Origin of the sequence: Saccharicrinis aurantiacus, from assembly GCF_947489045.1 — a bacterium.
GTDB lineage: Bacteria > Bacteroidota > Bacteroidia > Bacteroidales > Marinilabiliaceae > Saccharicrinis > Saccharicrinis aurantiacus.
In genome coordinates this window covers 72,167-94,412 of the sequence record NZ_CANLCN010000020.1, presented here as the reverse complement: position 1 = coordinate 94,412, position 22,246 = coordinate 72,167, and the positions used below count along the sequence as shown (strand labels likewise).

General features: G+C 34.3%; 16 protein-coding genes. 11 read left to right on the top strand and 5 right to left on the bottom strand.

Going from position 1 to position 22,246, the window contains the following annotated elements:
- The first annotated feature begins 1 nt into the window (after position 1).
- A complete protein-coding gene (locus QMO11_RS18480) occupies positions 2–1,030 on the top strand; it encodes a glycosyltransferase family 2 protein (RefSeq protein ID WP_282039096.1) in 1,029 nt (342 codons plus the stop codon).
- A 2-nt stretch (positions 1,031–1,032) separates the two neighbouring features.
- Here the strand turns inward: QMO11_RS18480 and QMO11_RS18475 are convergent, their stop codons facing one another.
- The gene (locus QMO11_RS18475; protein ID WP_282039094.1) at positions 1,033–2,331 is read right to left on the bottom strand and encodes a UDP-N-acetylmuramoyl-tripeptide--D-alanyl-D-alanine ligase; all 1,299 of its coding nucleotides are present in this window, start codon (positions 2,329–2,331) and stop codon (positions 1,033–1,035) included.
- 68 nt (positions 2,332–2,399) lie between these two features.
- Positions 2,400–3,893, bottom strand: a complete 1,494-nt coding sequence (locus tag QMO11_RS18470) for an SUMF1/EgtB/PvdO family nonheme iron enzyme (RefSeq protein WP_282039092.1) — start codon at positions 3,891–3,893, stop codon at positions 2,400–2,402.
- Between the two features lie 318 nt (positions 3,894–4,211).
- On the opposite strand from QMO11_RS18470, the gene porU reads away from it, so the two are divergent.
- The 4 genes from porU to QMO11_RS18450 all read left to right on the top strand — a co-directional run bounded on the left by porU (position 4,212) and on the right by QMO11_RS18450 (position 10,179).
- Positions 4,212–8,039 carry a type IX secretion system sortase PorU gene (gene porU / locus QMO11_RS18465; protein WP_282039091.1) on the top strand — a complete coding sequence of 1,276 codons (3,828 nt, stop codon included), beginning with the start codon at positions 4,212–4,214 and terminating at the stop codon, positions 8,037–8,039.
- Positions 8,040–8,098: 59 nt separating this feature from the next.
- Positions 8,099–9,232, top strand: a complete 1,134-nt coding sequence (gene porV / locus QMO11_RS18460) for a type IX secretion system outer membrane channel protein PorV (protein WP_282039089.1) — start codon at positions 8,099–8,101, stop codon at positions 9,230–9,232.
- A 99-nt stretch (positions 9,233–9,331) separates the two neighbouring features.
- On the top strand, positions 9,332–9,817 hold the full coding sequence (ispF, locus tag QMO11_RS18455) for a 2-C-methyl-D-erythritol 2,4-cyclodiphosphate synthase (protein ID WP_282039087.1): 486 nt from the start codon (positions 9,332–9,334) through the stop codon (positions 9,815–9,817).
- Between the two features lie 5 nt (positions 9,818–9,822).
- On the top strand, positions 9,823–10,179 hold the full coding sequence (locus QMO11_RS18450; RefSeq protein WP_282039085.1) for a CoA-binding protein: 357 nt from the start codon (positions 9,823–9,825) through the stop codon (positions 10,177–10,179).
- A gap of 43 nt (positions 10,180–10,222) precedes the next feature.
- On the opposite strand, the gene QMO11_RS18445 is transcribed toward QMO11_RS18450, so the two are convergent.
- Positions 10,223–11,194, bottom strand: a complete 972-nt coding sequence (locus QMO11_RS18445) for a M23 family metallopeptidase (protein ID WP_075602339.1) — start codon at positions 11,192–11,194, stop codon at positions 10,223–10,225.
- A 130-nt stretch (positions 11,195–11,324) separates the two neighbouring features.
- Here QMO11_RS18445 and alaS point away from each other — a divergent pair, with 130 nt between their 5' ends.
- From alaS to QMO11_RS18415, 6 genes are all read left to right on the top strand, one after another.
- Complete coding sequence (gene alaS / locus QMO11_RS18440; RefSeq protein WP_282039082.1) at positions 11,325–13,955, top strand: alanine--tRNA ligase; 2,631 nt, start codon at positions 11,325–11,327, stop codon at positions 13,953–13,955.
- A gap of 278 nt (positions 13,956–14,233) precedes the next feature.
- A complete protein-coding gene (locus tag QMO11_RS18435; protein ID WP_282039081.1) occupies positions 14,234–15,790 on the top strand; it encodes an acyl-CoA carboxylase subunit beta in 1,557 nt (518 codons plus the stop codon).
- Between the two features lie 83 nt (positions 15,791–15,873).
- The gene (locus QMO11_RS18430) at positions 15,874–17,367 is read left to right on the top strand and encodes an acetyl-CoA carboxylase biotin carboxylase subunit (RefSeq protein WP_282039079.1); all 1,494 of its coding nucleotides are present in this window, start codon (positions 15,874–15,876) and stop codon (positions 17,365–17,367) included.
- Positions 17,368–17,433: 66 nt separating this feature from the next.
- The gene (locus QMO11_RS18425; protein WP_075602336.1) at positions 17,434–17,955 is read left to right on the top strand and encodes a biotin/lipoyl-containing protein; all 522 of its coding nucleotides are present in this window, start codon (positions 17,434–17,436) and stop codon (positions 17,953–17,955) included.
- A gap of 210 nt (positions 17,956–18,165) precedes the next feature.
- Positions 18,166–19,071, top strand: coding sequence for a proline dehydrogenase family protein (locus QMO11_RS18420; protein WP_282039077.1), 906 nt, complete (start codon positions 18,166–18,168; stop codon positions 19,069–19,071).
- A 117-nt stretch (positions 19,072–19,188) separates the two neighbouring features.
- The gene (locus QMO11_RS18415; RefSeq protein WP_282039075.1) at positions 19,189–20,379 is read left to right on the top strand and encodes a response regulator; all 1,191 of its coding nucleotides are present in this window, start codon (positions 19,189–19,191) and stop codon (positions 20,377–20,379) included.
- Here QMO11_RS18415 and QMO11_RS18410 read toward each other — a convergent pair.
- A complete protein-coding gene (locus QMO11_RS18410; RefSeq protein WP_282039073.1) occupies positions 20,376–21,356 on the bottom strand; it encodes a methyl-accepting chemotaxis protein in 981 nt (326 codons plus the stop codon). The two genes, QMO11_RS18415 and QMO11_RS18410, sit on opposite strands and share 4 nt — an antisense overlap.
- A gap of 399 nt (positions 21,357–21,755) precedes the next feature.
- A complete protein-coding gene (locus QMO11_RS18405) occupies positions 21,756–22,232 on the bottom strand; it encodes a DUF4625 domain-containing protein (RefSeq protein WP_282039072.1) in 477 nt (158 codons plus the stop codon).
- Positions 22,233–22,246: the final 14 nt, after the last annotated feature.

Here is a 22,246-nt window from a genome sequence, read left to right as displayed (position 1 = left end):
TATGACAACAGTAGCAATCGTTATACTCAACTGGAATGGAGAAAAACTACTAAAGGAGTTTATACCCACAGTAGTTAAAAACTCACATTCAGTTGATTTTAAGATCTATGTGGCCGACAATGCATCTACCGATAATTCTGTTTGCTATTTAGAAAACAAGCACCCAGAGATTGAAATCATAAAGCTTGATAAAAACTATGGCTTTACGGGCGGATATAATAGAGCCTTAAAACAGATAGAGTCCAAATATTACATATTACTCAACTCTGATGTTGCTCCGGCAAATAACTGGCTAGAACCGCTTGTTTTCGAAATGGAAACGCATGATAATATTGCTGTATGCGTTCCTAAAATTAAAAGCTATAAAGAACCAAAATATTTTGAATACGCAGGTGCAGCAGGAGGACACATTGACAAATATGGATTCCCATTTTGTGAAGGTCGTATTTTTAATAAAATAGAAGAAGACACCGGCCAATATAACACTTCAAAAAACATATTCTGGGCTAGTGGGGCCGCACTAATGACACGAGCAAACATATTTCATGAAGTTGGTGGTTTAGATGAAGACTTTTTTGCTCATATGGAGGAAATTGATCTATGTTGGCGCTTAAAGAACAGAGGGTGGAAAGTTAAATATATTGCAGAAAGTGAAGTATATCACCTAGGAGGTGCCACTCTAGATTATAGCGACCCAAGAAAAGTATACTTAAATTTCAGAAACAACTTATTTCTGTTAACAAAAAACCTACCTCGAAACAAATGGCTGTTTAAGTTAATTGAAAGAATGATTATTGACGGGATCGCAGCCCTGAAGTTCTTAGCATCTCTAGAAATTAAAAACTTTTGGTCGGTATTAAAAGCTCATCTTAGTTTTTATAAACACCTTCCCTTATTCTATAAGAAAAGACGCAAAAACCTTAAATATACAACTCAAAATAAGCACCCTGAAATATACCAACACTCTATTGTATTTCAATTCTTTTTTAGAGGGATCAGAAAATACTCAGACCTCAGACATAAAATATAATACTAAAGATATTTTACTACATCTTCGAGTTTATTACTCCTTGATCCTTTTATAAATACAAAAGAATCTTTAATCGGGTGATCTTTTAAGTAATTGATTAGATCTAATGTTTTAGAGAATATTGTAAAAGAATCATTACAATATGACACCTGGCTAAAACTAGTTCCAAGAAGAAAAACGTGCGAAAAATCTTCCTTAATAATTGTATCAATTATATTTTGATGCTCCTCAACACTTGATTCACCAAGTTCTTTCATTTCACCAATAACCAATACCTTATTCTGATGATCTAGCTTAATAAAGTTCGCTAACGCCAAAGCCATGCTACTTGGGTTTGCATTATAGGCATCAAGCAATATCTGATTAGTCGCCGTTTTTATTAACTGCGACCTGTTATTTGAAGGCACATACGACTCTATTGCAGCTTTAATATCTGATACAGCTATATTAAAATACATACCAATGGAAATTGCTGCCAACACATTCTCGACATTATAAACCCCAATTAAATGAGTTGATAAACTTATATCCTTTTCTCCAACTTTTGCGATAAATGAAAGAAGAGGTTGATTACTGATTTCCTTACACGATATATTATCAAGACCTGAATTACCATAAGAGATTGTTGTAGCTCCAACATCAAGCATACTGTTCAAATGTAGATTCTCACCATTAATAAAAAGGGTTCCATTAACACTTTCAATATATCTATATAATTCAGACTTTGCTTTCTTTACTCCTTCAAATGAACCAAAACCTTCAATATGTGCCTTTCCAACATTAGTTATTATACCACAATTTGGTTGAGCAATTGCGCAGAGCTCTGCAATTTCACCAACATGATTAGCCCCCATTTCCACAACACCAACTTCTATCTTCTCATCCATAGATAGCAAGGTTAAAGGAACTCCAATATGGTTATTTAAATTTCCTTTTGTGGCGCAAACATTTAAACCTTTACTTAGTACAGCATTAACAAGCTCCTTAGTTGATGTTTTCCCATTTGTTCCAGTAATCCCTATGATAGGAATATTAAGATACGTTCTGTGATAATTAGCTAAGTTTTGAAGAGTTTTAAGAACATCATCCACCACTATAACAGAATCATCACCCCATGCTTTTTCATCATCCACAATGGCACACTTTGCTCCATCTGCAATAGCTTGTTCAGCAAATTGATTCCCATCAAAATTAGCACCCTTCAAAGCAAAGAACATACTCCCTTCAATAATATTACGGGTATCTGTACATGCCCCACTTGACTTTAAAAACAACTGATGTAACTCTGCAATACTTTTCATACATGCAAAAATAAAAAAAGGTTGATTCAATTAAGAACCAACCTCATATATTTATTACAAAAAATTCTTTATTTCTTTTTCCCATTGCTAGTTGGACTACCTACGCGAGTCATCGCACAACGGAAACCTAAATCATCTCTAGCTTCTCTTTCATCAAGATAACGACGAGTACCTGGACTTAACCAATATGCTCTATCTCTCCACGATCCTCCTTTGTATACTCTAGTTCTATCTGAAACTAATGATCCTAACTGACCTGTATGCGCTCCATACATATCCGAAGTAGATTCTTCACTATCTAACCAATCACCAGTAGCTATATTTGTTTGACCATCACCATCTTGGTAATTTCTATTATCAGCAGTACGGTAATTTTTTCTATCCAAGATATCTTTATCTGTTTCCATTCTATAACGAATACGACCTAAGCTATCTTTTTCAACAACATAACCTTCTTCATCAAGAACTTTGGTTTTAAATTCATTACCTCTATATGGACTAAACTCTTCAACATCTTCGAATGATAATGGGCGGTAAACATCAGCAACCCACTCGTTAACATTACCTGCCATACAATATAAGCCATAGTCGTTAGGATAATATGATAATACATTTACTGTTTTATCACCGCCATCATTTAAATCTCCGGCTACCCCCATGTAATCACCTCGACTTCTAACAAAGTTAGCCATCATCTTGCCACGCTCCTGCTTACTTGCATTTCTTGTAATATGACCATCCCAAGGATAAATTCTACGATTTGTAACACGCTCTTCTTGAGAGTTACCAATTAAACCTAGTGCAGCATACTCCCACTCAGCTTCAGTAGGGAGACGGTAACGAGGCAATAAATGTCCATCTTCCCATCGAACTCTACGGCTATCTTTATTTGGATCTAAATCTGGCATTGGTTTTTTACCTGCAATACCATCATATTGACCTAATAAGTAAGCATCTGTATTAAAGTTATTATCACCTTGCTGATTCACATCCATTTCAAGAACGCCCATATCAACAAGAATCTTTTCATTTACTCTATCTGTACGCCAAGCACAAAAATCACTTGCTTGAAGCCAATTAACACCTACAACTGGGTACTCACTATAAGCAGTATGACGAAGGTAATTTTCTACCATCGGCTCATTGTAAGCTAAAGACCTTCTCCACACAAGAGTATCTGGCAATGCCTTTTTATAAACCTCAGGGTAATCAACAAAAACACGATTTGTCCAATATAAATATTCGCGATAATCAACATTACGAACTTCACTTTCATCCATATAGAAAGAAGGCACAGTAACTCTACGCGGTACATTATCCCAATCGTACATTACATCCTGCTCAACACGCCCCATAATGAACGTACCACCTTCAACAAACTTCAGACCAGGTCCTAATTCTTGTTCATAACCAGCATAATATTCAAAACCTCCATTTTCAGGGGTATTATAATCCCAACCTGTAACTGATGATACATTACCCGAACCACCTTTACTACATGAGGTAAAAACTGCAATGCTTAGCACAATTGTAGCATACGATAAAATACTTCTTAATCTCATAGTAATATATTAATACTTTATTTTAATTCTTCGATTACGACCCAAGAGACTTAATAAGATATTAAATCTCACTCTTGCATTATACTGCAAAAATAAAAAAAGGTTATAATCTGAATCATTAAAATGGATTTTTTTTTCAATAACTCTGATTCACACCTCAATGCTATCATTTTACAGCATACTGCATAATAAATTCCAATAGAATAACGTTTAAGTTATTGAATTCGTATTTTTGTAGCGAATTTATTTTTATCCAAACCAAAACTAACCAATTTCGTTTATTAGAAACGGCATTGCAATTAACACAAAAAGAGAAAGATGATTTTCACAGTATATAAAAAGATACTTTTATTTAACCTTTTATTTATTCTGACTATTTCTGCTGTCGCAGAAGAAAAGATACTTTTAAAGAAAAAAATTACTTGGCTCGAAACGAGCCAAGCAGCAATTCACGGAGAAGAAAAAAGTGTTTTAAGCTTTTCCAATAATGGATATACCAATGACATAGGTTTACCTGTTATTATAGAAACAATTGATATTCCTTCGAACATTGATTTATCAAGCCTAAAAATATCCATATCAGATGCAAGCTATAAATGGCCAACTCCAAAAGAGCACCTTGCTATTAAAGATATTGTTGAAAAAGACAGCATTGTAATTTCTTATAAGGTCAGCACATCACGAAACATAAATAATTTAGATGTATCAATAATTCCCGTTAAAAGAAACCCTGATGAACCAACCTTTAAAAAGCTACACCAATACACTTTAAACGTAAACTACGATACGCTAAGTGACGCAAATTTAAAAGGAGCCTCTAAGGTGTCTACCTTTTCGAATAATTCTGTACTAAAGGATGGTAAATGGGTAAAAGTTAAAATTAAGGATAGTGGCATTCATAAAATTTCATACACTGAGCTTAAAAATATGGGGTTTTCAAACCCTGATAAAGTTAGTGTTTATGGGAATGGTGGACGAATGTTGGCGAAGCTTAATAGTGATTTCAGACATGAGGATTTAGCAGAAAATGCAATTTGGCACCATAACAATGCCATTTATTTCTACGCAGAAGGAACTAAATATTGGAATTACAATCAGACTAAAAACATCATTGAACATGAAATTCATGATTTCACAGATGATGCAATTTACTTTCTTACTGATAAAAACTCAACTATAAAATCCATAACGAATTCGGATGAGCAAGGAGGATCTGCAACAATTAATGTGGATTACTTTAATGATTATAAATTCTTTGAAACAAACGAACAAAACCTGATTAAATCAGGTAGAATATGGTTTGGAGAGCGTTTTTCAACATACAGCTCACTATCATATGATTATACATTCTCATTCGATAATTTAATTACAACTGAAGATGTAGTTGTATATACCCAACTAGCAGCACGGTCAGCAACAACATCAAACTTCACAATTAACCATAATTCAAACCTATTAGCTACGGTTAGTATTCCATTTATTATACCAGATAAAACCGAATGGTATTTTGCTCAATTAAGAAGTAATGAAGTGTCTTTTTCTCCTGGTGAAAATAACTTCACCATTACATTACAATACAACGGTACAAGCTCTTCAATTGGTTATCTGGATTACATTGGGGTTAATGCAAAAAGAAAATTAATTCAATCAGGAAGTCAAATGATTTTTAGAAACATTGATATTGTTGGCGACAATCAGGTTGCAAACTATACCCTTGGGAATATCAATGCTGATTACAAGATTTGGGATATTACTGATCCAAGCAATTGTAAACTGCTTAACTATACTATAAATGGGTCTAATGCGTCTTTTAACTACAATGCAAACTTGATAAAAGAATTTATTTCATTTAATCCATCACAAAGTTATCCTAGTGTAACATTTGTTGAGAATGTTGAAAATCAAAACCTTCATAACTCAACTCCCGTTGACTACATAATAGTAACCAATGAAGATTTCATAGATCAAGCAGAACGCTTAGCATCAATACATCAAGAGCATAATAATCTAACAACCTTAGTGATTACACCAGAGAAAATTTACAACGAATTTTCAAGCGGTCAACCTGATGTAAGTGCAATCAGAGACTTTGTAAAAAGCCTATACGAAAAATCTGGCGACAATACCGATTTATTACCAAAATACTTACTTCTCTTTGGCGATGGATCCTATGATAATAGATCAACAACAGACAATACAAACAAAATTATCACCTACCAATCAGATGAATCATTGCACCAAAGTAATTCTTTTGTTTCCGATGACTTCTTTGGCTTCTTAGACTCTAATGAAGGTGTAAACATCCAAAACAATAAACTTGATATCGGAATAGGTCGTTTCCCCGTAAATACTATTGAGGAGGCAACTAATGCCGTTGACCGCTCTGAAAAATATATTACCTCGCAAAAGTTATCACCATGGAAAACTCAGGTTTCATTTGTTGCTGATGACGGTGATGAAAATACGCATATGAGAGACGCTGATTTCATCAACGAAACATTATCAGATAAACATCCGGAAATAAATGTAAATAAGATATATTTTGACGCATACCCCAGAATATCTACATCAAGTGGAAATAGGTATCCTCAAGTTGAAGATGAAATCAATAAGGCTATTCAGCAAGGAACTTTAATATTTAACTATACCGGCCATGGTGGCCCTAATGGCCTTGCTGAAGAAAGAGTAATAACAAAGGAAAGCATTAATAGTTGGACCAATATTAATAACCTCCCATTATTTGTTACTGCAACTTGTGAATTTAGTCGTTTTGATAATAAACTAGAAACTTCGGCAGGAGAAATGGTTTTTTTAAGCCCTGTTGGTGGAGGGATTGCGTTATTCACAACCACACGTATTGCATATACAGGAAGTAACAAAACGATAAGCTTAAATTTTTACAACAACGTTTTAGAGAAGGATGAAAACAATAAAAAGCTACGCTTTGGCGAGATAATTAGACGTACAAAGAATGATTGTAGTGCAGGAGTATACAAACTTAACTTCACCCTATTAGGTGATCCTGCTCTTGAATTAATTTTTCCAGACTTTGATGTTGAATCAACTAAGATTAATGATATATTAATCTCAGAGCCTGATAAAATAGACACATTAAAAGCTTTATCATTCAATAAACTAGAAGGTAATATAACATCTAATAATTCCTCTCAAAATACCGTTATTGATGATTTTGATGGAGAAGTAAACTTAACCATTTATGATAAAAAACAAACGGTTAATTGCCTAGGCCAGAATTCTACTAGTATCTTTTCTTTTGAAACGCAAAAAAGCACAATTTATAGTGGCCGTTCTTCAGTAAACCGTGGACAATTCAAGTCTGAGTTTATCATACCAAAAGATATTAAATACAATTACGACTATGGCAAAATAAGTTATTATGCGAGCAGCGAAGGTCGTGAAGCTTATGGCGCATTTAATGATATCATTATTGGGGGCATGAATGAAGATGCAATTGATGACAACGAAGGACCAGACATTAATGTATTTTTTAATAAACGAAGTTTTAAATCAGGGGATGAAACTACACCAGCTCCTTTACTTATAATTGACCTGTTTGATGAGAGTGGAATTAATACTACAGGAACAGGAATTGGTCATGATATCACCTATGTTATCAATGAGCTAAACCCAAGCCCTACGGTACTAAACAACTATTATATTGGAAAACTTGATAGTTACCAAGAAGGATCTGTAGAATTTAATCTACCGCAAATGGACATTGGAGAATACACACTAACCGTTAAAGCATGGGATAGCTTTAATAATTCAAATGAAAAAACCATTGCTTTCAAGGTGGGTAAAAACATAAAAATCGATTTTAATAATCATAAGGTATATCCCAACCCTGTTGCAAGTGGGACTGATGCATATTTTAGCTTTGAACATGACGAACCTAATTTAAGCCTAAGTATTGAAGTTAATATTCACACTTTAAGTGGAGAGTTATTAAGTAAACAAAGCAAAAATGTAGTTTCTTTAGGTAATACAATTCCGCCTATTCAGTGGAAAGCCAACTATTCAAATGGCAAACCTTTAAGTGCAGGTATATACATTTATCAATTAAGAGTGAAGTCAGAAACAGGAAGAGTTGGTAATCTTTCTGGAAAAATAATGATCACTCAATAATAAAAATCATTTTTTTGAGTTTACTTTGTAGACTATTATATTATACAAACAAATAATTTATGCAAAAATCAACCTTTAAACTAGTTGCTATTGTAGGTATTTTTGTTCTTTCTACAATTGCTTCTTTTGCGCAAAACGAAGTTGAAGAAGGAATATTGGTTCCAACCGCTACCCCATTCTTAAATATTTCACCAGAATCAAGAGCTGGAGCAATGGGTGATGCAGGTGTTGCCACATCGGCAGACCTTAGCTCTCAACATTGGAACTCATCTAAGTATGCATTTTTAGAGCAAGACATGGGGGTTTCTGTATCGTTTACTCCTTGGTTAAGAAACTTGGTTAATGATATCAACCTATACTATCTTACTTTCTTTAAAAGAGTGGATAAGATGTCTACGGTAAGTGCATCCTTAAGATATTTTTCTATGGGACACATTACCTTTACCGATGACAATGGAAACCCAACTACAACAGGTAATCCTAATGAATTTGCTATTGATGCTGCCTATTCTCGATTATTATCAGATAACTTTTCAGCATCTATTGCTTTTCGATATATTCGATCAGACTTATTGAATGGCAGTGGTACAGCTGGAGCCTCTCCAGGTAATGCCTTTGCTGCTGACCTTAACTTCTATTATCTACAACGCGTAAAATGGGGAGGCCGAAAAGGTGATGTATCTGCCGGATTAAACTTCTCCAATCTTGGTTCTAAAATATCCTACAATGGGGGTACTGACGAACAATTTCTACCTGCTAACATGCGCTTAGGGGGAGCTTATTCTACCGAGATTGACCGATATAACAAAATTGGCTTTACAATGGATATTAATAAGCTAATGATTGCAAAAGGTGAAGAAAACCAAGATATTTCTGTACCTGCTTCATTCTTTAAATCTTTTGGCGATATGACCCTTGAAGACTTCATGTTTTCTTTAGGTGCTGAATATTGGTACGATAATCAATTTGCACTTAGAGCCGGTTATTCTCATCAAGATGAAACAAGAGGAAATAACAAATATGCAACCGCTGGTGCTGGGCTTAAATTTAACATGTTCACTATAGATGCTTCGTATATTATTCCACTAGTTGCTAATAATCCGTTGGCAAATACAATCAGATTCTCACTAGCATTTAATTTTGATGAGATGACAGGGAAAAATAAACGACCTACTTATAAAAGAAAAAGATAATTGTTCTTAATATATTTAGAATCCCGTATACCCCAAGTATACGGGATTTTTTGTTTCATATAGTTTAATTAGCTTTACAAAAACATTAATTTAATTATCATGAAAATAAGAGTTGGATTTGGCTATGATGTTCATAAACTTGGTGAAGGTGAAGAGCTGTGGATTGGTGGAATACATGTAAAACACATCAAAGGGTCAATTGGTCATTCTGATGGTGATGTACTTATTCATGCAATATGTGATGCTTTACTTGGGGCATGTAACATGCGTGACATAGGTTTCCACTTCCCGGATACATCAAATGATTTTAAGGGCATTGACAGTAAAATATTATTAAAGCGAACAGTTGAAATCATCACAGAGAAAGAATTTGAAATTGGGAATATCGATTCTACTATTTGCCTCGAAAAACCTAAATTAAAAGATTTGATCCCAACAATGCAATCAACTCTCGCCAATGTAATGAACATTGACACAGATGACCTCGCCATTAAAGCCACCACAACTGAAAAGTTAGGTTTTGTTGGTACACAAGATGGAATTGCTGCTTATGCAACGGTATTGGTTCAAAAACTAACGAAATAACAAATATGAAAACTTTAGTAATTGGTGCTAGCCCAAAGGCAGAACGATATTCAAACAAGGCTGTTAAACTACTAATTTCTCATGGACACAATGTTATTGCCCTTGGGAATAGAGCTGGACAAATTGACAACACCCCTATTGTTACACAATTAGGTACCACAACTGATATTGATACAATAACAATGTACATTGGAGCTATACATCAAGCTCAATATTTCAACTTAATTAAATCAATTCAACCACGAAGAATAATTTTAAATCCAGGTACAGAAAATCCAGAATTAGAAAAATTTGCAACACAAGAAAATATTGAAATAATGCATGCGTGTACTTTAGTACTTCTAAGTACCAATCAATATTAGATAATCATAGTTATAATTTATTCCAACGCTTCTGAATATTTAATTAATCAAATGTTTGATTGGAGTTTGATGAAATACGAATCATTTCTTGATACTCATCAGCAGTTAAATCATTAAAGTAATAATGCGTTGGATTTACTTTTTTATTCTTAACCATAACCTCATAGTGCAAGTGAGGCCCTGTAGAAGTACCACTATTACCAACGTAACCAATTACATCACCTCTTTTCACCTTCTGCCCTTTTTTTACATTAAAATCATTTAAATGTGCATACAGAGTTTTATATCCAAAACCGTGATCAATTTCGATTCGTTTTCCATAACCAATACTTTGTTTGGTCACTTTTGATACTTTACCATCACCTGTTGCATATACTTCTGTACCAGTAGATGCTGTAAAGTCCATTCCATAATGAAAACGACGTGTTTTGTATATTGGGTGAATACGGTATCCCCATCCTGAAGCCGTACGTTTTAAATCTTTATTAGCAATTGGCATAATAGCAGGAGTTGCTTTTATTAGCTCTTCTTTTCGTTTAGCCAAACTAACTATTTCATCAAATGATTTTGACTGAACATACAGTTGTTTCATAATTACATCAAGCTTCTTAGATGTATTTATTACCAAAGCTGCATCATCTAAATCCTCTAGACCCTCGTAACGATTAACACCGCCAAAACCAGCATGTCTGATAGAGTTCGGAATCGAGTCGGCCTGAAATATAACCCTATAAATATTTTCATCACGCAGCTGTATGTCGTCCAAAACCAAAGCTACCTTATCAAACTTCTTATTAATGATTTCAATTTGGGTAGTTAACCTTGCATTCTCTCTCAGTAATCGTTTCTCTTTTGGACTATCGACCAAATTAGAGTACGCAAAAAAGAAGGCTAAGCCGAGAACAGCACCAAACAACGTGTACAATACAGCACGAGCCGTATAATACTTAAATCCGGTTTCTATTTTATCGTAACTTAAGGTTTCTGGGTTATATCGGAATTTAACTTTTGCCATACAACAAATAACTTATTGTAACTAGTGGATTTTTAAGATTATTTAGATGCAAAATTAGCGAAAAAATCTAACTTTGCAACTTCGTAAAATAGGTACAATAAGTAAGTATAACAATAATTAAGTAAGAACAATGAATGCTTCTGAGGTAAGAAAAAGTTTTTGGGATTTCTTCGAATCCAAACAACATCAGATTGTTTCATCTGCCCCAATGGTTGTTAAAAACGACCCAACATTGATGTTTATCAATGCAGGTATGAATCAGTTTAAAGATATTTTTTTAGGAAATGCCAAACCTTCTTCATCACGAATAGCAAACTCTCAAAAATGTCTTCGTGTTTCCGGAAAGCATAATGACTTAGAAGAAGTAGGTCATGATACTTACCACCATACTATGTTTGAGATGCTTGGCAACTGGTCTTTTGGCGATTACTTTAAAGCTGAAGCGATAGATTGGGCCTGGGAATATCTTACCGAAGTATTAAAAATTGATACAAGCAGACTTTATGCTTCAGTATTTGAAGGTGATAAGGATATGAAGCTTGAAAAAGATATGGAAGCTTTCAATTTATGGAAGAAACATTTACCCGCTGAAAAAATTATCAATGGAAATAGAAAAGATAATTTTTGGGAAATGGGAGAAATGGGACCATGTGGACCGTGCTCTGAAATCCATGTAGATTTACGCTCCGATGAAGAAAGACAAAAAGTTGATGGTGCTTCTTTAGTAAACGAAGATCACCCTGAAGTGATTGAAGTGTGGAACTTGGTTTTTATGCAATACAATCGTAAAGCAAATGGAGACCTAGAAAATCTACCTCAAAACCATGTTGATACCGGAATGGGTTTTGAACGTTTATGCCGTGTTGTACAAAAGAAACAATCAAACTACGATACTGATGTATTTGTGCCTATCATAAATGAAATTGCAACAATTGCGAACATAAAATATGGCAAGAATGAAGATTCTGACATTGCCATGCGAGTAATTTCGGATCATATCAGAACCATTGCATTTTCTATAACTGACGGACAATTACCTTCTAACAATAAAGCGGGCTATGTAATACGTAGAATATTACGTAGAGCAGTGCGTTATGGATATACATTTTTAAATCAGAAACAAGCATTTTTACACCAATTGATTCCTGCTTTAATTGAATCAATGGGAAGTGCATACCCTGAGTTAAAGCAACAACAAGATATAGTAACTAAAGTTATTCGTGAAGAAGAAGACTCTTTTTTAAGAACTCTTGAAACGGGTATCTCCATGCTAAATAAAATAATAAAAGAAACTAAAGCCGATGATTACAAGGTAGTACCAGGTAAGATTGCTTTTGAACTTTATGATACATTTGGTTTTCCATTAGATTTAACTGAATTAATTTTAAAGGAAAACGATCTTGTGGTAAATCGAAGAGAGTTTGAATCTGAAATGAATGCGCAAAAAGAACGTGCACGAAATGCAACTTCGATTGAAACTGACGACTGGGTTATTTTAAAACATGATGATGTTGAAGAATTTATCGGTTATGATAATTTAGAAAGCGACGTTTACATCACTAAATACCGTAAAGTAACGGCCAAAAACAAAACTCTATTTCAGCTTGTATTTAATATTACACCTTTTTATGCTGAAAGTGGTGGACAGGTTGGCGATACAGGATTCATTGATAATGGATCAGAGAAAGTAAGTATCATTGATACTAAAAAGGAAAACGGATTAATTGTTCATATGGTTAAAAAACTGCCAGCTAATTTAGAGCCAAGCTTTAAAGCTGTTGTTGCAGTTACCAACCGTAAATCAACCGATAGAAATCATACGGCAACCCACCTACTTCACCATGCCTTAAGGAGTGTTTTAGGCGAGCATGTGGAGCAAAAAGGGTCATTGGTTCATCCTGATTATTTACGCTTTGATTTTTCTCACTTTCAGAAACTAAGTCCTGAAGAAATTGAGCAGGTAGAAAATATAGTGAATACCAATATTAGAACCAATTATGCACTTAACGAGATGCGTGATATTCCGGTTAGCAAGGCACAAGAAAAAGGCGCTATGATGTTATTTGGAGAAAAATATGGCGATCTAGTACGTGCAATTCAATTTGGAGATTCAATAGAACTTTGTGGAGGTACGCATGTAAAGCACACTGGTGAAATCGGCTCCTTTAAAATAATTGGTGAGTCATCTATTTCGTCTGGAATTCGTCGTATTGAGGCAGTAAGTGGAGAGAAGGCATATCAAATGTTTCAAAAACAAACGCAATTACTCACAGCCTTAGGTAATATGTTTAAATCAACTGGTGATCTCGAGAAAAACATTGAGAACATGCTTAGTGAAAACTCAAGCTTAAACAAAGATTTAAACGGCATGAAACAGAATCTATTAAACATGAAAAAACGTGAATTAATAGATGATGCCCAAACAATTCATGATATCAAACTAATTACTGCAACAGTTCAACCAATATTAGGTGATAAGATAAAAGATCTAGCCTTTCAATTAAAGAAGGAGCTGGGGGAATACGTTGCCATTATTGGATCTGAAGTTAAAGGTAAACCACAAATATTAGTAGCTGTATCTGAAAACTTAGCGAAAGAAGGAAAAGTAAACGCAGTTGAGGTTATTAAAGATGCTGCAAGTGAAATTAAAGGTGGCGGAGGTGGCCAAGCATTTCTTGCAACAGCTGGAGGTAAAAATCTTGAAGGATTAGAAAAAGCAATCGACAGAGCACGTAACTTTGTCGAAAATAAAATAAGTTAATTATAAACTTACTATATAACCAAAGGCCGGGTTAATCTCGGCCTTTTTTTATGCCCTACAACACTATCTAGAAGGATTCTAAATACAATTACCCTGTAAAAGACAGCAGTTAAAATAGTGGATGAAAATCCTTTAATTAAAGATTAAAAGCTATTTTTTATACATATACATGAACCAAATGTGGTAAAAGAGGGTTAATGTTATGCTTAGCTTTAAATAAACTCTTAAATAAGTAAAGTGTCTCTAGATAGAACTAGTTTCACAAATATCTGTTTATTATGGATACAACAAAAATGAAAGATAATAGGATTCCATTCAAAAAGTTTCACGAGAGAAACGAAAAGTTAGAAGATCAATACGACGAAACATATTTTTCTAAACAACATGCCAAAGGTAAATTAACCGCTAGAGAGCGTATTGAATACCTTATGGATGAAGGTAGTTTTAGAGAAATTGATGCTTTTGTTAAACCTGCTGGAATGCCTAATGAAGAAAAATTTGGCGACGGAGTTATAGTTGGTTATGGAACAATAAACGGACGTCAGGTTTTTATATACGCCCAAGATTTTAGTTTTATGGGTGGTTCTTTGGGAACCGTACATGCGCGAAAAATCATAAAAGTTCAGGAGATGGCTCTTAAGATGGGTCATCCAATCATTGGGCTCATTGACTCTGGTGGAGCCAGAATTCAAGAAGGGGTAGCTAGTTTAGCTGGTTACGCTGGTATTTTTATGCAGAATGTAAAAAGCTCTGGAGTAATACCTCAAATTTCTGTAATTCTAGGGCCTGCAGCTGGTGGTGCTGTATACTCCCCTGCTTTAACTGACTTTAAATTCATGACTCGCGATACATCATATATGTTCGTTACTGGTCCTGATGTGGTTAAAGAAGTGCTTAATGAGGATACAACTTTTGAAGAATTAGGAGGTGCCGAAGTACACGCTAGCCAAAGTGGTGTTGCCGATTTAATTTACAGTGATGAGGAACATACTTTAATGGGTGTAAAAAAGCTATTAAGTTATTTACCATCTAATAATGTAGAAAATCCTCCTGTAACATCGGTAGAGAACGCTGCAAGTTCTAAAATCGAGAAGTTATCTATGCTATTGCCTGATGACCCTAACAAGCCTTATGACATTGTTGAGGTAATTAAGTTGATTGCTGATAAAGATAGCTTTTACGAAATTGCCGAAAATCATGCTCAGAATATAGTTATAGGCATGGCGCGCCTGAATAATCAAGTAGTGGGTATTGTTGCTAACCAACCAAAAGTAATGGCCGGAACACTTGACATTAACGCCTCTAAAAAAGCTGCTCGTTTTGTTCGTTTCTGCGATTCTTTTAACATTCCAATATTGGTACTTGAAGATGTTCCTGGTTTTATGCCTGGAAAAAGCCAAGAGCACAACGCTATAATTATGCATGGTGCTAAATTACTTTATGCCTTTGCCGAAGCTACCGTACCAAAAATTACTGTAATTCTGCGTAAAGCATACGGAGGTGCTTATATTGTAATGAATAGTAAAAATATGGGTGGCGACTTTAACTTTGCTTGGCCTACTGCTGAAGTTGCGGTTATGGGTCCTGAAGGAGCTGTTAAAATCTTAAATCGTAAGGAATTACTAAGTGCCAAAGATCCTGAAGAACTAAAACGCAAATTAATTGCTGATTATAAAGAGAATGTGGCTAACCCATATGTAGCTGATGAAAAAGGTTATATAGATGAGGTAATTGACCCTTCTGAAACAAGAGATATTATTATTAATGCATTTGCATTGTTAGAAAATAAAGTTGAGCAAAATCCTCAACGTAAGCATGGAAATATGCCTTTATAAAAAATTTAAAGGTCATACTTACTGAATTTCAACAGGATTGATGTAACTTTTAAGCAATCAGTCGTCTGTAAAAAAAAATTATAATGAAGATTAAATCGATTTTAATTGCAAATAGAGGCGAAATAGCCATTAGAATTGCACGCACAGCAAAATCTATGGGTATTAAAACCTATATGTTTTTATCTCACCATGAGCCAAATGCATTACATATTGAGCATGCGGATGAGGTGATTGATGTATCAGATAATACATTTATCAATGTTTATACTAATATTGATAAATTAATTGAAGTGGCATTAGAAAATAAAATTGATGCCATACATCCAGGATATGGTTTCTTATCTGAAAACCCATATTTACCAAGAGAATGCGAACGTAATAATATCATATTCATTGGACCTTCTTCTAAAGCCATTAATCAGATGGGTAATAAAGGGCTGGCCAGAAATATGGCGATTAAAAATAAGGTACCTGTTTTATTAGGAAGTAAGGGCGTAATCTCTACTCTAGAAGAAGCGGAACGTACCTCTGAAGAAATTGGATATCCAGTTATGCTAAAAGCAGTTGCTGGAGGTGGTGGAAAAGGAATGCGTGTTGTTCGTAAAAAAAGCGAGCTTGCACTGATGTATAAACTCGCAACCAACGAAGCAAAATCTTTATTCGATAACGATGCAATGCTTATCGAAAAGTTTGTTGAGAATCCACGTCACGTAGAATTTCAAGTTTTAGCTGATAAAAAAGGGAATGTAGTTCATCTTTTTGAAAGAGAGTGTAGCATACAGCGAAAGCACCAAAAGTTACTTGAAGAAGCTCCATCATCGGCTTTAACTGAAGAGTTGAGAGCCAAAATTGGAGCAGATGCAGTGCGCCTTTGTGAGGCTACCGGATATTACAGTGCAGGTACTGTTGAGTTCTTGCTTGACAAAGACTTGAACCATTACTTCATGGAAATGAATACACGTGTTCAGGTAGAACATCCAATTACTGAAGAAATTACTGGCTTCGATATTATTGAGCAGCAAATTAAAATTGCTCAAGATGAAGCCATGGATATCAAGCAAGAAGATATCAAAATTAATGGATGGGCTATTGAGTTAAGAGTTAATGCTGAAGATGTACAATCGGGTTTCGCTCCTTCAACAGGTTTAATTGAGCAAATGGATATCCCTAACAAGAAATGTTTACGTGTTGATTCGGGTTACCAAGTTGGCAAAGTGGTTATTTCTTCTTTTGATTCATTGGTTGCTAAATTAATTATAACAGGCAAAAACAGATCTGAGGCAATTAAGAACTGTAGATCTGTATTAAACAGCACCACAATTAAGGGAGTAAAAACTACACTACCATTCTTTAAGCAAGTGATGAGAACACCTTCATTTGTTAAGGGTAATTATAACACATCATTTATTGAAACTGACTTAGAGCAGAGCTTTTATCAAGAAGATGATGAGCTTGTGGCCGCTGCAGCATTAGCTATGCAAGCATACCTTAATGAGCAGGAAAAGATTAATTCTGATACATTATCTGACAAATCTGTTTCAGCCTGGGCAATGAGTAAAAAAATTAAGGGTAATTAAATAGTTGGTTAATAACCTTCGTTTTATACTCAAATAAAAACTTAGTAATTTGTAATTACATTTATTATGAGACTTATACATCATACAAAAAATTACACTTTAACTGGAGAACAGAAAGTTACAGTTCAGGTTAAGGATAAGAAGATTAATAAAATTAATAATAAAAAATCTCACGTTGAAATAGAACCTTTAAACGAAGAGGAATTTTTAATAAAAGGTGAAAAGAAATCTCATGTTGGCGAAATTGTTAGCTTAAAGCAGAATGAGGTAAGCGTGATGATTAATGGTAACACTTATACGTTTACTATTGATACTGAAATTGCTAGCAAAAGAAAGGCAAAATTAAGTAAAAAAGCAGGACCAAAAGTTGAGAAAGTAAATGCACCATTGCCTGGCGAAATTGTAGTAGCTCTTGTTGGCGAAGGCGCTGAAGTTCATAAGGGTGAACCTGTAATGATTTTAGAAGCCATGAAGATGCAAAATGAAATTACTAGTCCGATTAATGGTAAAGTAAAATCAATTCATGTTAAGGCTGAAGAAACTGTAATGAAAGATCAATTATTGTTTGAAATTGAGCCTTTAAAATAATAACATCAATCTTATTTTTGATTTAAGGAGTCTGATTATCAGGCTCTTTTTTTTTGCTTATACGCTAAAGAATCATATTCAGCACAAATATGATAATAGTCATATTTAACTAATATTCAACACCTTGTGAGAATTATCATTTTTTATTTTATGCAAAATAATGAAATTGAGATCATACCTAATTAATAAATAATCTCAAATACATATTGCATGATAAGTAAAGTAATAACAGCCATTTTGCCGCATCTTCCAAAGAAATTTGTTTGGATGTTCTCTAAAAAATATATCGCTGGTGATTCACTCTCCGATGCTATTAAAGTATCCCAAAAATTAAACAACCAAGGGATTAATGTCACCATTGATTTACTTGGTGAGTTTATAGAAAACATGTCGCAAGCGGATTATTATAAAAGACAATATCTTGATATAATTAATACCTTCGAAAATAAGAATGTAGAAGGAACGTATTCGCTTAAACCTACCAGTTTTGGACTCCTAATTGATAGAGAACAATGCTATAAAAATATTCATGAAATTGTTGCTCTGGCTAGTGCTTACAATTCCTTTGTTAGAATTGATATGGAGGACTCACCATGTGTTGATTTAGAAATAGAACTTTATAAGCGATTAAAAGCTGAATTCCCGCAAAATGTTGGTCTGGTATTACAAGCCTACTTATATAGAACAGAAAAAGACATTGATCATTTACTCACAGAACATAGTGCAGAATCTCCCTTAAACTTCAGACTCTGTAAAGGAATTTACATTGAAGATGAAAGCATTGCCATTAAAGATCCTAAAAAGATAAATGAGAACTATTTACTTTTATTAGAAAAGCTCCTCATTAATAAAGTATATGTAGGTATTGCAACGCATGATGACTTCTTAATAAAAGAATCGAAGAAATTAATACAAAAACATAATGTATCAGACGATATGTTTGAATACCAAATGCTATACGGTGTAACCCCTCACTTGAGAGATCAGATTGTGAAATCTAATAAAAAAATGCGGGTTTATATTCCTTTCGGAAAAGATTGGCTTAAATATTCAATACGACGCTTAAAAGAAAACCCAGCGATGACATCTCATATCTTAAAATCCTTATTTAATTAAGCATAAACTATAGCCAAATAATACCCTACCATTTTAATTGTATTTTGCTTATATTTAAAGAAGTAACTTGATTTACTCCTTAATAAGCAGAATGCAATAACTGGTAAACTATAACTTATGCTCTTATCCCCTCAAAAAATTCTTATTATTGACGATTCAAAAGCTAATATCCTAATGCTTGGGGAGGCGCTGAGCGATTACAAATGTGTTGCGGCAACCAAAGGCGAAAATGGTATTAGAATTGCCAAAGGAATAAAAAAACCCGATCTTATTTTGCTTGATGTTGTAATGCCTGGTATAGATGGCTATGAAGTATGCCGAAGATTAAAGGCTGATGAAGAAACGAAAAACATTCCTATTATCTTTTTAAGTGCCGCTACAGACTCCAATAGTCTTGTAAAAGGATTTAGCTCAGGAGGAGTAGATTTTATTACAAAACCCTTCAATTTTGAGGAGCTTCGTATTAGAGTTTCAACGCAGTTGCGCCTAAAAAAATCACTTGATGATAACACACGTTATTTAAAATCTATCGAAGAGATCTATTCAACCATTACAGATAGTATATTTTACGCCCAAAGGATTCAAGAAGCGTCGTTACCTAGTAATTTACATTTAAAGGAAACTTTAGGCGAGGACTTTTTTATAGTATATAAACCTCGTGATATTGTTAGCGGTGATTTTTATATTACACACCGCACCGAAGACAAAACAATAATTGTTGCAGCTGATTGTACAGGCCATGGTGTTCCCGGGGCCTTGATGAGTATGTTAGGTATGGTGTTTTTTAGAGAAGCCATTCGTTTTGACAACCTTACTACTCCATCTGTAATTTTAGATAGGGTAAGAAATGCCATTATAAACACGCTAGCTAACAATACCGAAAATGAGGTTCAGGATGGAATGGATGCCTCGGTAGTATGTATCAATCACTCGGAAAATACAATGGAATTTGCAGGTGCTAACTTACCTCTTTACATCATACGTAATGGAGAATTAATAGAATACAAAGGAGATAGAATACCCGTAGGTCCTTACCCTCAGATTCGACCTTATACCAACCATTTAATTAACATTACCAATAATGATTTAATTTACCAATTCTCGGATGGCTATGCAGATCAGTTTGGAGGAAGCTTTAATAAGAAATTAATGGCCAAACGTTTTAAAGGAATTCTACTAGAGCATCATAAACTAAAAATGGAGCGCCAAAAATACAAGCTTGAAGAAGCCTTTAGTAAATGGCGCGGCTTATACGATCAAATTGATGATGTATTAGTTATGGGTTACAAATTTAATGCACAGCCTTAATGAAGCTCAGCCACAACTTCCTCTACTAGTAATACTTCTTCTTTTAAATCATCGACAGATTTAACGTAATCACCTGAAGCTTGTTCCACCAAGTCTTTTCCTTTATTCAATTGATCTGATGCAACTTGAATTGAATCTACAATGGTTGAGATATCACGCGAATACTTCTTCGTTTCTTCTGACATTTGAACAATCTCACCAGAAATTACCCGAAAACCGCTACCTAAATCACCAACATACTGAGATTCAATAGATGCATTCAATCCCATTATCTTAATCTTATCAGACATTTCATGAATATACTTCACAATTTGGCTTGTTTCGCCAATTTTCTTACTTGTGCTGCTTACCTTATCAAATAGCTCATTGGTAAAGGTCATCATCTCGGATTGTTGCTTTGCCAAACGCCCAATTCTCATTGTTAATTGGTCAACACGTTCAATCAGTTTATCGCCGGCATTTTTACGCTTACTAATATCAGAATCAACCGTTACTAAGTGGATTATTTCGCCATTATCATCAAGTACTGGCGACAAAGAAGTATGAGTCCATATTTCGTTTCCTGATGGTGTAACATTAATCGCTTCGTATGATGTGGGTTGTTTTGTACTAAGCGTTTCGTTAATACATTGTCTCACTAAAGGGTTAAAACTCGTTTGTAAAATATTGGTGCCTCGTTGCTTTATAAAAGCTTCGAAGGTATACTCATACATACGAGTAAAACCATCATTAATCCATTGAATATTGCCCTCAACATCCATTACCATGATGGCATTATCGGTTTGCTTGGCAACAATAGAGAGTAGTTTTAATTCAGCTAAACGCTCATCATCCTTTTCTTCAAAAGAGTCACTTAATTTTTCTGCCTCTTCACGCATTGGTGTATTAATGTGTTGCTTTAAGCCTTTACATTTTTTTTGAAGCCATACTATATAACAAGACATAGCTATGCCACAAAAGCAAATAAAATAGATCATAGGTGGTGTATTTTTATAGTCTCCCAGTGCAAATATAATAATTATAAGAAATTCACCCCATAAAAAATGATAATTGTAATTAATAAAACCATTTTATTTACGATCTATCATAAAAGACATGTATTCATTTACAATATTGATTTATAATAATAAGTTATATTGAGTTCGGCCAAAGTAAGATATACTAAATTAATACCTCCACAATATATTTTACTGGCTATATAGTTACATAACTAATATTTGCCTTAGAGTTTAATCTTATCCTATTAAGCTACTTCTCTAGTTTGAATCAAAACCATACTGAGCAGTAATAAATAGTGGCTTATAATATATGACCTATAACAAAAAACGCCAAGCACATATTATTGTACTTGGCGCTGATGGTATTAAATAATAAGGTTAATGATCGTGATCATGACCTTCTTCTTCAACTACAATCTCCATCCACGTCGTTGATTCGTTACCAGCAACATCAAAGCAATAAACCCCTAAGTGGTACTCACCCGGTTCAGCGTTTTCAGGAACTTCAATTAAAAAGGCTACACTATCTTCTTGTTCTTCTTTAAGATCTCCAGACCATTCTTGATCCCATTCAACATGATCCTCTTCAGTAGCAGATTTAACTACGGCACCATGCTCATGTCCATCACCATTATAATGAATCGCAACTTTATAAGACTTAAGAGCGACATTATCTGTAAACTTCGCTTCAAATTCGAATTCATCACCCTGATGAAATTCAATATGATCCTCACCTGCATCTGCAACTGGTTTTATTATTTCAATAACGGGCTTTGTTGTATCAACGTCGTCATTATCGTTGTTACATGCTACTAAAAACATTGCTGCTACTGCAAATAAAAAATACTTCTTCATAATATAAAATGTTT